This is a genomic window from Stenotrophomonas sp. YJH_SMC_48-3, assembly GCF_059369375.1.
In genome coordinates, this window is sequence record NZ_JCAFSQ010000003.1 from 70,810 (window position 1) to 83,001 (window position 12,192).

11 protein-coding genes are annotated in these 12,192 nt (G+C 66.6%); 9 read left to right on the forward strand and 2 right to left on the reverse strand.

The window, feature by feature from the left end; translation table 11 throughout:
- Positions 1–73 precede the first annotated feature (73 nt).
- Positions 74–277, forward strand: coding sequence for a dodecin family protein (locus AC5P65_RS05420; RefSeq protein WP_005410663.1), 204 nt, complete (start codon positions 74–76; stop codon positions 275–277).
- Between the two features lie 6 nt (positions 278–283).
- Here the strand turns inward: AC5P65_RS05420 and AC5P65_RS05425 are convergent, their stop codons facing one another.
- Positions 284–1,111, reverse strand: a complete 828-nt coding sequence (locus tag AC5P65_RS05425; protein ID WP_021204427.1) for a D-glycerate 3-kinase — start codon at positions 1,109–1,111, stop codon at positions 284–286.
- 40 nt (positions 1,112–1,151) lie between these two features.
- On the opposite strand from AC5P65_RS05425, the gene pdxH reads away from it, so the two are divergent.
- From pdxH to AC5P65_RS05440, 3 genes are all read left to right on the forward strand, one after another.
- On the forward strand, positions 1,152–1,751 hold the full coding sequence (gene pdxH / locus AC5P65_RS05430) for a pyridoxamine 5'-phosphate oxidase (RefSeq protein ID WP_019660049.1): 600 nt from the start codon (positions 1,152–1,154) through the stop codon (positions 1,749–1,751).
- Positions 1,752–1,760: 9 nt separating this feature from the next.
- On the forward strand, positions 1,761–2,120 hold the full coding sequence (locus AC5P65_RS05435) for a YqfO family protein (protein WP_111098798.1): 360 nt from the start codon (positions 1,761–1,763) through the stop codon (positions 2,118–2,120).
- A gap of 159 nt (positions 2,121–2,279) precedes the next feature.
- Positions 2,280–2,732, forward strand: a complete 453-nt coding sequence (locus AC5P65_RS05440; protein WP_180832156.1) for a DoxX family protein — start codon at positions 2,280–2,282, stop codon at positions 2,730–2,732.
- Between the two features lie 74 nt (positions 2,733–2,806).
- On the opposite strand, the gene prpR is transcribed toward AC5P65_RS05440, so the two are convergent.
- Positions 2,807–4,390, reverse strand: a complete 1,584-nt coding sequence (gene prpR / locus AC5P65_RS05445; protein WP_180832157.1) for a propionate catabolism operon regulatory protein PrpR — start codon at positions 4,388–4,390, stop codon at positions 2,807–2,809.
- A gap of 154 nt (positions 4,391–4,544) precedes the next feature.
- Here prpR and prpB point away from each other — a divergent pair, with 154 nt between their 5' ends.
- The 5 genes from prpB to AC5P65_RS05470 all read left to right on the forward strand — a co-directional run bounded on the left by prpB (position 4,545) and on the right by AC5P65_RS05470 (position 12,161).
- Positions 4,545–5,438, forward strand: coding sequence for a methylisocitrate lyase (prpB, locus tag AC5P65_RS05450; RefSeq protein ID WP_005418360.1), 894 nt, complete (start codon positions 4,545–4,547; stop codon positions 5,436–5,438).
- Positions 5,439–5,473: 35 nt separating this feature from the next.
- Positions 5,474–6,631: a bifunctional 2-methylcitrate synthase/citrate synthase gene (gene prpC / locus AC5P65_RS05455; RefSeq protein ID WP_005418357.1), complete on the forward strand. Its 1,158-nt coding sequence runs from the start codon at positions 5,474–5,476 to the stop codon at positions 6,629–6,631.
- Between the two features lie 96 nt (positions 6,632–6,727).
- Positions 6,728–9,346 (forward strand): Fe/S-dependent 2-methylisocitrate dehydratase AcnD, encoded by a 2,619-nt coding sequence (gene acnD, locus AC5P65_RS05460; RefSeq protein WP_111098801.1) that lies wholly within the window; start codon positions 6,728–6,730, stop codon positions 9,344–9,346.
- 51 nt (positions 9,347–9,397) lie between these two features.
- A complete protein-coding gene (prpF, locus tag AC5P65_RS05465) occupies positions 9,398–10,576 on the forward strand; it encodes a 2-methylaconitate cis-trans isomerase PrpF (RefSeq protein ID WP_495215519.1) in 1,179 nt (392 codons plus the stop codon).
- Positions 10,577–10,700: 124 nt separating this feature from the next.
- The gene (locus AC5P65_RS05470; protein WP_180832158.1) at positions 10,701–12,161 is read left to right on the forward strand and encodes a bifunctional 2-methylcitrate dehydratase/aconitate hydratase; all 1,461 of its coding nucleotides are present in this window, start codon (positions 10,701–10,703) and stop codon (positions 12,159–12,161) included.
- Positions 12,162–12,192 lie beyond the last annotated feature (31 nt).

Consider the following 12,192-nt stretch of genomic DNA (forward strand, 5'->3'; position numbering starts at 1 on the left):
CCCCGGCCTTTACGTCCTTCACGTCAGGGTAGGCGTTCCTGCGGGGTTTCCCGCGCCAACCGGAGTACAGGCCATGACGGTCGCCAAGGTCATCGAAATCACCGCCTCCTCGCCGAAGAGCGTGGAGGACGCCGTGCGCAGCGGTCTGAAGAAGGTCTCCGAGACGGTCAAGGGCATCCAGGGCGCCTGGGTGAACGAGACCAAGGTGGTGACCAATGGCAGCGGCGAAATCACCGAATGGCGGGTCAACCTGCGGGTGACCTTCCTGGTGGAATAGGCGCGCTCAGCGCACGTCCTGCACCTGTCGCTGGCCGTCCAGCACCACCACGTGGTCGGCCAGGGCGGGCAGGGCATGCAGCGCCTGGCGGCTGACCCGCTCGTAGTACTGCACGAAGCGCTCCAGCTGTGGCCGGCTCATGCCGTGCCGGCCCGGCTGCGCGGCCTGCAGGTTCTGCTCCTGCTGCCAGCGCCAGCGCGGTACCACCGAGAAATCCGGCGGCTGCAAGAACCACAGGCGGTCGCAGCGCTGCCACAGCGCCGGGTAGTCGCGGGCCAGCACCTGGTTGCACCAGCGCCGCCAGCGACCATCGGCGTCGGCTTCGCGCTCCAGTGCGTTCAACGGGCTGTCCAGCGCGGCGTCATCCTGCGCCGGCGTGCCCAGGAACCAGCCTTCGAACACCAGCAGGTCGAGGGGCTGCTCGATACGCGGCCATTGCGCTTCGTGCACGCGTTCGTCGGCCAGCTTGTCGAAGCGGGGCATCGCCAAAGGCTGGCGTGCGGTTACGGCGTCGAGCACCGCGTGGGCCAGCGTCAGGTCGTGGGTGCCCGGCGGGCCGCGCGTGATCAGCAGCGGATGCACCTGGCGGGCCAGCCGTTGGCGCTGTGCGCGGGTGAGGTAGACATCATCGATGGACAGCGTGGCTGCGTTCAGGCCGCGCGACTGGGCGCGGGCCACCACCTGCGCGGCCAGCGTCGATTTGCCGCTCCCCTGCAGGCCGCTGATCGCCAATACTGGAACTGCTGCGCCGCTGCCCAGTGCATCGTCCAGCACCTGTTCGGCCAATGTTTCGGGGAATCCTTTCACCTGGGGCATATACGCAGCAGCGGCCATGCAGCCACAATAGCCCAATCCGTGTGAGAAGAACGCAATCATGAGCGACCTGTACGCAGAAGCCCTGTCCACGTTTGCCGCCCTGTTCGAAGAGGCCAGGCAGAGCCGCGAGGTCGAGCCGAACGCGATGACGGTGGCGACCGCCGATACGCAGGGCCGTCCCTCGGCGCGCACCGTGCTGCTGAAGGCCTTCGACGAGCGCGGCTTCGTCTTCTATACCCACCTGGACAGCCACAAGGGCCGTGAGCTGCAGGCCAATCCGCAGGCCGCGCTGTTGTTCCTGTGGCGCAGCCTGCGCGAGGCCGGCATCCAGGTACGCATCGAGGGCCGTGTCGAGCAGGTCGCCGATGCTGAGGCCGACGCCTATTTCGCCAGCCGCCCGCGCATGAGCCAGATCGGCGCGTGGGCCTCGCAGCAGTCGAAGACGCTGGCAACGCGCGAGGAATTCGATGCGCGCGTGGCCGAGGTCGAAGCGCGCTTCGAAGGCAAGGACGTGCCGCGCCCCGACGGCTGGAGCGGCCTGCGCGTGGTGCCTGACCGCATCGAGTTCTGGTACGGCGCGCAGTTCCGCCTGCACGAACGCTGGTGCTATGAAGCCGGCGCCGAAGGGCGCTGGAGCAAGCGCCTGCTGTACCCATAAGGCAACCCGATGCATCGCCTGCCGCAGTACCGCGTGGTGGTGTTCGTGCCGCCGGCAGCCCTGGACGCGGTGAAGCAGGGCATCCTCGCGGTGGATGCGCTCGTGGCCGGCGACTACGAGCACGGGATGTGGTGGTCGGCGCCGGGCTTCGAACAGTTCCGCCCGCGCGTGGGTGCGTCGCCCGTACAGGGTGAGGCGGGGCGCACCGAAGTGGTCGACAGCGTACGCCTGGAATTCTGTCTGCCGCGCGATCCGCAGCGGCTGCAGCGCATCTTCGAACAGGGCATCGTGCCGCATCATCCGTGGCAGGTGCCGGTGGTGCAGGTGGAGGAGATCGAGCTGCTGCTGGCCGGCGGGCTGCCGTTGTAGAGCCGAGCCCATGCTCGGCTGCTGCTCCGACGCATGAGGCAGTCGAGCAGGGCTCGACTCCACAAGAGCAGGCTGTCGCAAATGGACCGGCTTGCTTCATCTGCGAGCAGGCTCATAACCGGCACACTCCGACGGATGATCTCGACTTCCGGAGTTGCCATGCCCTCCTGGCGTTGCCTGTTCGCCGTACCTCCCCCGCGTCGCGGCGTAGAAGCGCTCCTGCTGCTGCTCGCGCGCATCGTGGCCGGGGTGATGTTCTGCGTGTCCGGCTGGAACAAGGTGTTCACCGAGGCGGGACGTGAGCGCATGGTGCATACGCTGGTCGATGCGGGTATTCCGTTCCCGGTGTTCAGTGCGCCGGTACTCGGTGCGATCGAGTGGATTGCGGGTGGCCTGCTGGTGCAGGGCCTTTTGAGCCGCCCCTCGGCCCTGCTGCTGGCGGCGATCTGTGCGGTGGCGGCACTGACCGATGGCATCGCGCGCATTCCGGCAGGGCTTGGCGTGCCGGATTGGTTGAGCTGGTTCTTCTACCTGAGCGAAGTGCCGCTGGGCGTACTGCTGCTATGGATTGCCGCAGTGGGCAGTGGACGATTCGCCATCGAAGCGCACTGACGACAGGCACCCTGTAGAGCCGAGCCCATGCTCGGCTGCTTACGCGGGAACATCAGCCGGGCATGGGCGCGGCTTCACAGGTCCTCCGCGCGCAGCCAGCGCCACAGCGTAGTGCGTGAGACGCCCAGCGCCTGTGCCATGCCTTCGCGGTCATTGCGGTGTTCCTGCAGCAGAGCCTCCAGCTGCGCACGCGGCGGTCGCTTGCCGTTGCTTTCCACTGGCAGTGCCGCGACGCCTTCCTTAACCAGCTCAGGCGCCAGCTGCAGCAGTCGCGCGGCATCAATCAGCCCTTCACCGGGTTGCCAGTGGATGCGTAGTCGATCCACCAGATTGCGCAGTTCGCGCACGTTTCCGGGCCACTGGGCTGCGCTCAGCACCGCCAGTGCATCCTCATCCAATGGCGCGTCGATGCCACGCAGCTGGCGGAAGAAGTACTGTGCCAGCAGCGGGATGTCCGAACGCCTCGCCCGCAGCGAGGGCAGGGCAATCCGCAGCGCGGCCAGGCGGTAGTAGAGGTCGCGACGGAAACTACCGGTCGCCGCACGCTGCTCCAGCGACTGCAGGGTGGCGGCCACCACGCGCAGATCGACCGGCGTCGGTTCGGTGGCACCGACACGCAGCACCTCGCGTTCTTCCAGCACGCGCAGCAGGCGGGTCTGCAGCGGCAGGGGTAGTTCACCAATTTCATCCAGGAACAGCGTGCCGCCGTCTGCGGCCTCGACCAGGCCGACGCGACCACCGCGACGCGCGCCGGTGAAGGCGCCATCGCTGTAGCCGAACAGTTCGGCTTCCAGCAGCGATTCGCTGATCGCGCCGCAGTTCAACGCCACGAAGCGTCCCCGACGACCGCTGGCGGCGTGCAGCTGGCGCGCGACCAGTTCCTTGCCGGTGCCGGTTTCGCCGGTGACCAGTACGGTGCTGTCATGTGGGGCGTACAGCGCGATCTGCGCGCGCACCTGTGCCATGGCCTCGCTGTCGCCGAGCAGTTCAGGCGCGTCTGCACGCGCTGCAGGGCGCGGGCGCGGGGCAGCGCGGTTGCCACCGGAGCGGGCCAAGGCCTGGGTCAGCTCCAGTGCGTGTTCGAACGCCTGCCGTACCGAATCGGCGGAGTACAGCAGCACGCCGGGCAGGCCGGCCTGCTCGGCATGGTCGATGGCCATGCCGGTGCCGACGATCACCTCGATGCCATTGGCGCGCAGGTCGGCGATGCAGTCGCGCGCGTCCTCGCGGGTGACGAAGCGGCGATGCTCGATATCCAGGCCGAAACTCTGCTGGAAGTTGCTGAACACCGGCACGTCGCTGGCGTGGGTGACCAGGCCGATGCGGCTGGCTATGCGGCGGGCACGGGCCAACGCTTCCATCAGGTCGAAGCCGTTGGCCTGGATCGGCACCAGTGGCAGCTCCAGCCGCCCGCGTAGCCAGGCGGCATTGGAGCCGCCGGCGATCACTACGTCGCAATGCTCACGGCGCAGCCGTTTGCCGATCACGTCCACGGCTTCCTCGAAGCCGAGGTTGATCTGCTCGATGCGCGCACGGCGGTCGAACTCGGGGATGACGTCGCCGAGCAGGCCGGTCAGGCGCGAAACGCTGACGGTCCAGATCACCGGACGGCCCGGGTCGGCATCGGCGTGGCGCAGCGGGGTGCGGGGCAGGTACATGACGGCAGCCATCGGTCGGAATGTTTCATGATACATCCGTTTCAATGTTTCATATGTTTCACTGTTGCTGGGTGGTCATGTCTGTGAAATCAAAGGCTTGCAGCTTGGCACGGGGCTTGCGCCCTCTGTCCCGTACTTCAACCTGGATCGCCGCATGACCGCTTCCGCCCCTTTCTCCGCCGGTGCCCGCTTCCGTGAGGCGCTGGCTGCCGAATCGCCGTTGCAGGTGATCGGCGCGATCAACGCCAACCACGCCCTGCTGGCCAAGCGCGCCGGCTTCCGCGCCATCTACCTGTCTGGTGGCGGTGTTGCCGCCGGCTCGCTGGGCCTGCCGGACCTGGGCATCAACACCCTGGAAGACGTGCTGGTGGACGTGCGCCGCATCACCGATGTCTGCGACCTGCCGTTGATGGTCGACATCGACACCGGCTTCGGCCCGAGCGCGTTCAACATCGCGCGCACCGTGAAGTCGCTGATCAAGGCAGGCGCGGCCGCCTGCCACATCGAAGACCAGGTTGGCGCCAAGCGCTGCGGTCACCGTCCGGGCAAGGAAATCGTCTCGCAGGGCGAAATGGTGGACCGTGTGAAGGCCGCTGCCGATGCCAAGACCGACCCGGACTTCTTCCTGATCGCGCGTACCGATGCCATCCAGGTGGACGGCGTGGACAAGGCGATCGAACGCGCCATCGCCTGCGTCGAGGCCGGTGCCGACGGCATCTTCGCCGAGGCCGCCTACGATCTGGACACCTATCGCCGCTTCGTGGACGCGGTGAAGGTGCCGGTGCTGGCCAACATCACCGAATTCGGTGCCACCCCGCTGTTCAGCCGCGATGAACTGGCCTCGGCCGGCGTCGCCATCCAGCTGTTCCCGCTGTCGGCGTTCCGCGCGGCCAACAAGGCGGCCGAGAACGTGTACCAGGCGGTGCGCCGCGATGGCCATCAGCGCAACGTGGTGGAGACCATGCAGACCCGCGAAGAGCTGTACGACCGCATCGGCTATCACGCCTTCGAGCAGCAGCTCGATGCGCTGTTCGCCGCCAAGAAATAAGCAGTACCCTGCACCATCAAGTTTCGGAGGGAAACATGAACGATACGACCGCAACCCCCACCTTCAAGCCGAAGAAGTCCGTCGCCCTGTCCGGCACCGCTGCCGGCAACACCGCGCTGTGCAGCGTGGGCCGCAGCGGCAACGACCTGCACTACCGTGGCTATGACATCCTGGACCTGGCCAACACCAGCGAATTCGAGGAGATCGCCTACCTGCTGGTGCACGGCAAGCTGCCGACCCGCGCCGAGCTGGTTTCGTACAAGGCCAAGCTGAAGTCGCTGCGTGGCATCCCGGCGGCGGTGAAGGCCGCGCTGGAAGAACTGCCGCCGTCGGCACACCCGATGGACGTGATGCGCACTGGTGTCTCCGTGCTCGGCTGCGTGGCGCCGGAGAAGGACGACCACAACCACCCGGGCGCGCGCGACATTGCCGACAAGCTGATGGCCTGCCTCGGCTCGATGCTGCTGTACTGGTACCACTGGAGCCACAACGGCCGTGCCATCGACGTGGAAACCGACGATGACTCGATCGGTGGCCACTTCCTGCACCTGCTGCACGGCGAGAAGCCGCAGGACTCGTGGGTGAAGGCGATGCACACCTCGCTGATCCTGTACGCCGAGCACGAGTTCAACGCCTCGACGTTCACCTGCCGCGTCATCGCCGGCACCGGCAGCGACATGTACAGCGCGATCTGCGGTGGCATCGGCGCGCTGCGCGGTCCCAAGCATGGCGGTGCCAACGAAGTGGCGTTCGAAGTGCAGAAGCGCTACGACAACCCGGATGAAGCCGAGGAAGACATCAAGGCCCGCGTCGAGCGCAAGGAAGTGGTGATCGGCTTCGGCCACCCGGTCTATACCGTGTCCGATCCGCGCAACAAGGTGATCAAGGACGTGGCCCGCGAGCTGTCCGAAGAGCAGTCGAGCATGAAGATGTACGACATCGCCGAGCGCCTGGAATCGGTGATGTGGGACATCAAGAAGATGTTCCCGAACCTGGACTGGTTCAGTGCGGTCAGCTACCACATGATGGGCGTGCCGACCGCGATGTTCACTCCGTTGTTCGTGATCGCCCGCACCGCCGGCTGGAGCGCGCACATCATCGAGCAGCGCATCGACGGCAAGATCATCCGCCCGAGCGCCAATTACATCGGTCCGGAAGACCGCGACTTCGTCGCCATCGACAAGCGCGTCTGATCACCTGCTGTACTCATCCGGCCGGCCGCGTGCCGGCCGGGTGCTTTCGCCGCCGCACCGCCGGCACCCGGCCCGCCCCAAGCATTCCGCCAGCCCATGAATACCGATTACCGCAAGAACCTCCCCGGCAGCGCGCTGGACTATTTCGACGCGCGCGCCGCCGTCGATGCGATCCAGCCCGGCGCCTATGCCACTCTGCCGTACACCTCGCGCGTGCTGGCCGAGAACCTGGTGCGCCGCTGCGATCCGGCCACGCTCGGCGATTCGCTGAAGCAGCTGATCGAGCGCCGTCGCGACCTCGACTTCCCGTGGTTCCCGGCACGCGTGGTGTGCCACGACATCCTCGGCCAGACCGCACTGGTTGACCTGGCCGGCCTGCGCGATGCGATTGCCGACAAGGGCGGTGACCCGGCCAAGGTCAATCCGGTGGTGCCGGTGCAGTTGATCGTCGATCACTCGCTGGCGGTGGAATGCGGTGGCTACGATCCGCAGGCCTTCGAGAAGAACCGCGCCATCGAGGATCGCCGCAACGAAGACCGTTTCCACTTCATCGACTGGACCAAGCAGGCGTTCCAGAACGTGGACGTGATTCCGCCGGGCAACGGCATCATGCACCAGATCAACCTGGAGAAGATGTCGCCGGTGATCTACGTGCAGGACGGCGTGGCCTTCCCCGACACCTGCGTGGGCACCGACAGCCACACCCCGCACGTGGATGCGCTGGGTGTGATCGCCATTGGTGTGGGCGGCCTGGAAGCGGAGAACGTGATGCTCGGTCGTGCCTCGTGGATGCGGCTGCCGGACATCATCGGCGTCGAGCTGACCGGCAGGCCGCAGCCGGGCATCACCGCCACCGACGTTGTGCTGGCGCTGACCGAATTCCTGCGCAGGGAGCGCGTGGTCGGCGCGTACCTTGAATTCTTCGGCGAGGGGGCGGCGGCACTGACCATCGGTGACCGCGCCACCATCTCCAACATGTGCCCCGAATACGGCGCGACCGCCGCGATGTTCTACATCGACGGGCAGACCATCGATTACCTGCGCCTGACCGGCCGCGAGGAATCGCAGGTGGCGCTGGTGGAGAACTACGCCCGCACCACTGGCCTGTGGGCTGACGACCTGGCCACCGCGCAGTACGAGCGCGTGCTGCGCTTCGACCTGTCCAGCGTGGTGCGCAACATGGCCGGCCCGTCCAACCCGCACAAGCGCGTGGCGACCGCCGAGCTGGCCGAGCGCGGCATCGCCGACGAGGCCAAGCTGGCAGCGGGCAAGGCCGAGCAGGCGCAGGGCCTGATGCCCGATGGCGCGGTGATCATCGCCGCCATCACCAGCTGCACCAACACCTCCAACCCGCGCAACGTGATCGCCGCAGCACTGTTGGCGCGCAAGGCCAACGAACGTGGCCTGCTGCGCAAGCCGTGGGTGAAGTCCTCGTTGGCGCCCGGCTCGAAGGCGGTGCAGCTGTACCTGGAAGAGTCCGGCCTGCTGCCTGACCTGGAGCAGCTCGGCTTCGGCATCGTCGCCTTCGCCTGCACGACCTGCAACGGCATGAGCGGTGCGCTGGAACCGAAGATCCAGCAGGAAATCATCGACCGTGACCTGTACGCCACGGCCGTGCTGTCGGGCAACCGCAATTTCGATGGCCGCATTCACCCGTACGCCAAGCAGGCCTTCTTGGCCTCGCCGCCGCTGGTGATCGCCTATGCCATCGCCGGCACCGTTCGCTTTGATATCGAGAAGGACGTGCTGGGCGTGGACGCCGATGGCAACGAGGTGCGCCTGAAGGATATCTGGCCGAGCGATGCCGAGATCGACGCGGTGGTGAAGGCCTCGGTGAAGCCCGAGCAGTTCCGCAGGGTCTACAACCCGATGTTCAACGTGCGCGTGGAGAACGGTGCCGCAGTCAGCCCGCTGTACGACTGGCGCCCGCAGAGCACCTACATCCGCCGCCCGCCCTACTGGGAGGGCGCACTGGCCGGTGAGCGCACGCTGTCGGGCATGCGGGCGCTGGCGGTGCTGCCGGACAACATCACCACCGATCACCTGTCGCCGTCCAACGCGATCCTGGCGTCCAGTGCCGCCGGCGAATACCTGGCGAAGATGGGCCTGCCGGAAGAGGACTTCAATTCCTACGCTACCCACCGCGGTGACCACCTGACCGCACAGCGCGCCACCTTCGCCAACCCGAAGCTGTTCAACGAAATGGTGCGCAACGACGATGGCAGCGTGAAGCAGGGTTCGCTGGCGCGCGTGGAGCCGGAAGGCAAGGTGATGCGCATGTGGGAAGCGATCGAGACCTACATGGAGCGCAAGCAGCCGCTGATCATCATCGCCGGTGCCGACTACGGCCAAGGCAGCTCGCGTGACTGGGCCGCCAAGGGCGTGCGCCTGGCAGGTGTGGAAGCGATCGTGGCCGAAGGCTTTGAACGCATCCACCGCACCAACCTGATCGGCATGGGTGTGCTGCCGCTGGAGTTCAAGCCGGGCACCACCCGCCTGACCCTGGGCATCGACGGCACCGAGACCTTCGACGTGATCGGCGAGCGCACTCCGCGCGCCGACCTGACCCTGGTCATCCACCGCCGCGACGGCCAGGACGTGATCGTGCCAGTGACCTGCCGCCTGGACAGCGACGAGGAAGTGGCGATCTACGAGGCGGGTGGCGTGCTGCAGCGCTTTGCCCAGGATTTCCTGGAAGGCGCCAAGGTGGCGTAAGACATCCGACGGCCCGGCAACGGGCCGTCTTTCTTTGCAAGGAACACATCCATGACCTTCCTCCCGCAACTCCGTATTCCCGCCACCTACATGCGTGGCGGCACCAGCAAGGGCGTGTTCTTCCGCCTGCACGACCTGCCCGAAGCCGCGCAGGTGCCAGGTGCCGCACGCGATGCGCTGCTGATGCGCGTGATCGGCTCGCCCGATCCGTATGGCAAGCAGACCGATGGCATGGGCGGTGCAACGTCCAGCACCAGCAAATGCGTGATCATCTCCACCGCTTCTGTGCCGGACCACGATGTGGACTACCTGTACGGCCAGGTCTCGATCGATACCGCCTTCGTCGACTGGAGCGGCAACTGCGGCAACCTCAGCACTGCGGTCGGCCCGTTCGCGATTGCCAATGGCCTGATCGATCCCGCCCGCGTGCCGCGCGATGGCCTGTGCACCGTGCGCATCTGGCAGGCCAACATCGGCAAGACCATCATCGCGCACGTGCCGATGCGCGATGGCGAAGTGCAGGAGACCGGTGATTTCGAGCTGGATGGCGTGACCTTCCCGGCGGCCGAGATCCAGCTGGAATTCATCGATCCGTCCGATGATGGCGATGCGGGCGCGATGTTCCCGACCGGCAATCTGGTGGACACCTTGGATGTGCCCGGCGTGGGCAGCTTCGAGGTGACCATGATCACGGCCGGGATTCCGACCATCTTCCTCAATGCGGCCGACCTGGGCTACACCGGCACCGAGCTGCAGCCTGCAATCAACGAAGACAAGGCGGTGCTGCAGAAATTCGAGGCCATTCGTGCTTACGGCGCGCTGCGCATGGGCCTGATCCCGAAACTGGAAGACGCCGCGACCCGCCAGCACACGCCGAAGGTGGCGTTCGTTGCACCGGCTCAGGACTACGTGTCGTCCAGTGGCAAGGCGATTCCGGCGTCGGCCATCGACCTGCATGCGCGCGCGTTGTCGATGGGCAAGCTGCATCACGCGATGATGGGTACCGCCGCCGTAGCGATCGGTACCGCCGCGGCGATTCCGGGCACGCTGGTCAATCGCGCCGCCGGTGGCGGCGAACGCGAAGCGGTTACGTTCGGTCATCCCTCGGGCACGTTGCGCGTGGGTGCGCAGGCAGGTCTCGTTGACGGCCAGTGGACAGTGACCAAGGCCATCATGAGCCGCAGCGCCCGCGTGCTGATGGAAGGCAAGGTGCGGGTGCCGGCCGAGTGATGCGTTGGTAAACGCCAACCAAGGTTGGCGACTACCGGGCCGCAGAGATCGATTGCTTTGGTAGATGCCAACCTTGGTTGGCATGGTGCACGGGCAACCGTGCACCGCAACGAGGAGATCGACGATGTCCGACAGCCACACCCCATCCAACGAGCGTGCAGCGTGGGATGCGCTGCTGGTGGACATCGTCGATTACGTACGCGACGCCCGCATCGACTCGCCGCTGGCGTTCCAGACCGCGCATCACTGCCTGCTTGATACGCTGGGCTGCGGCCTGGAAGCGCTGTCCTTCCCGGCCTGCAGCAAGCTGCTCGGTCCACTGGTGCCGGGCATCAGCGTGGTCAACGGCGCGCGCGTGCCGGGTACGCACTACGTGCTGGACCCGGTGCAGGCCGCCTTCAACCTCGGCGCAATGGTGCGCTGGCTGGATTTCAACGACACCTGGCTGGCTGCCGAGTGGGGCCATCCTTCCGACAATCTCGGCGGCATCCTGGCTGTTTGCGACTGGCTGGGGCGCAACGCGCAGGCCCTGCGCCGCCCGCCGCCGACCGTGCACGACGTGCTGCTGGCGATGATCAAGGCGCACGAGATCCAGGGCGTGCTGGCGCTGCAGAACTCCTTCAACCGGGTCGGGCTGGACCACGTGGTGCTGGTCAAGGTGGCCACCACGGCCGTGGTCGCGCAGTTGCTCGGGCTGGACCGCGAGCGCATGCTCAATGCGCTGTCGCTGGCCTGGGTCGATGGCCAAGCGCTGCGCACCTACCGGCACGCTCCCAACACCGGCTCGCGCAAGAGCTGGGCGGCCGGCGATGCGACCAGCCGTGGCGTGCGCCTGGCGCTCATGGCGGCCAATGGCGAGATGGGCTATCCCAGTGTGTTGAGCGCGCCGACCTGGGGTTTTGAAGCGGTATCGATGCATGGCGAGGCGCTGACGCTGGCGCGACCGCTGGGCAGCTACGTGATGGAGAACGTGCTGTTCAAGATCAGCTACCCGGCCGAGTTCCATGGCCAGACCGCGGTGGAGGCGGCGATCACGCTGCACCAGCAGTTGCGTGCGATGGGGCGTCGGGTCGAGGACATCGCGCATATTGCGATCAGGACCCAGGAAGCCTGCATCCGCATCATCGACAAGCAGGGCCCACTGCATAACCCGGCCGACCGCGACCACTGCGTGCAGTACATGGTCGCCATCGCGCTGCTGCACGGGCGGTTGACGGCCGAGGATTACGAGGACGACGTTGCCGCCGACCCGCGCATCGACGCACTGCGCGCGAAGATGGCCTGTCATGAGGATCCGCAGCTCAGCGCCGATTACCTGGACCCTGAGAAGCGCAGCATCGCCAACGGCCTGAGCGTGCGCTTCAGCGACGGTACTGAGCTGCCCGAGGTACTGGTGGAATACCCGCTGGGCCACGCGCGCCGACGTGAGGAGGGCATTCCGTTGCTGATGGACAAGTTCCGCCGGCACCTGGCCCACCGCTTCCCGACCGCCCAGCAGCAGCGCATCTGGGCCGCTTCACTGGACCCGGTGGCGCTGGCCGCGATGCCGGTGACCGACTACGTGGACCTGTACCTGCCGGGGTAGTTTGATCGGTAGTGCCGGCCGCTGGCCGGCA

Coding starts and splice junctions, on each gene's coding strand:
- acnD (WP_111098801.1), top strand. CDS start 6,728: ATGAATACCGATTACCGCAAGAACCTCCCCGGCAGCGCGCTGGACTAT.
- AC5P65_RS05470 (WP_180832158.1), top strand. CDS start 10,701: ATGTCCGACAGCCACACCCCATCCAACGAGCGTGCAGCGTGGGATGCG.
- AC5P65_RS05425 (WP_021204427.1), bottom strand. CDS start 1,111: ATGGCCGCTGCTGCGTATATGCCCCAGGTGAAAGGATTCCCCGAAACA.
- pdxH (WP_019660049.1), top strand. CDS start 1,152: ATGAGCGACCTGTACGCAGAAGCCCTGTCCACGTTTGCCGCCCTGTTC.
- AC5P65_RS05420 (WP_005410663.1), top strand. CDS start 74: ATGACGGTCGCCAAGGTCATCGAAATCACCGCCTCCTCGCCGAAGAGC.
- prpF (WP_495215519.1), top strand. CDS start 9,398: ATGACCTTCCTCCCGCAACTCCGTATTCCCGCCACCTACATGCGTGGC.
- AC5P65_RS05435 (WP_111098798.1), top strand. CDS start 1,761: ATGCATCGCCTGCCGCAGTACCGCGTGGTGGTGTTCGTGCCGCCGGCA.
- AC5P65_RS05440 (WP_180832156.1), top strand. CDS start 2,280: ATGCCCTCCTGGCGTTGCCTGTTCGCCGTACCTCCCCCGCGTCGCGGC.
- prpC (WP_005418357.1), top strand. CDS start 5,474: ATGAACGATACGACCGCAACCCCCACCTTCAAGCCGAAGAAGTCCGTC.
- prpR (WP_180832157.1), bottom strand. CDS start 4,390: ATGTACCTGCCCCGCACCCCGCTGCGCCACGCCGATGCCGACCCGGGC.
- prpB (WP_005418360.1), top strand. CDS start 4,545: ATGACCGCTTCCGCCCCTTTCTCCGCCGGTGCCCGCTTCCGTGAGGCG.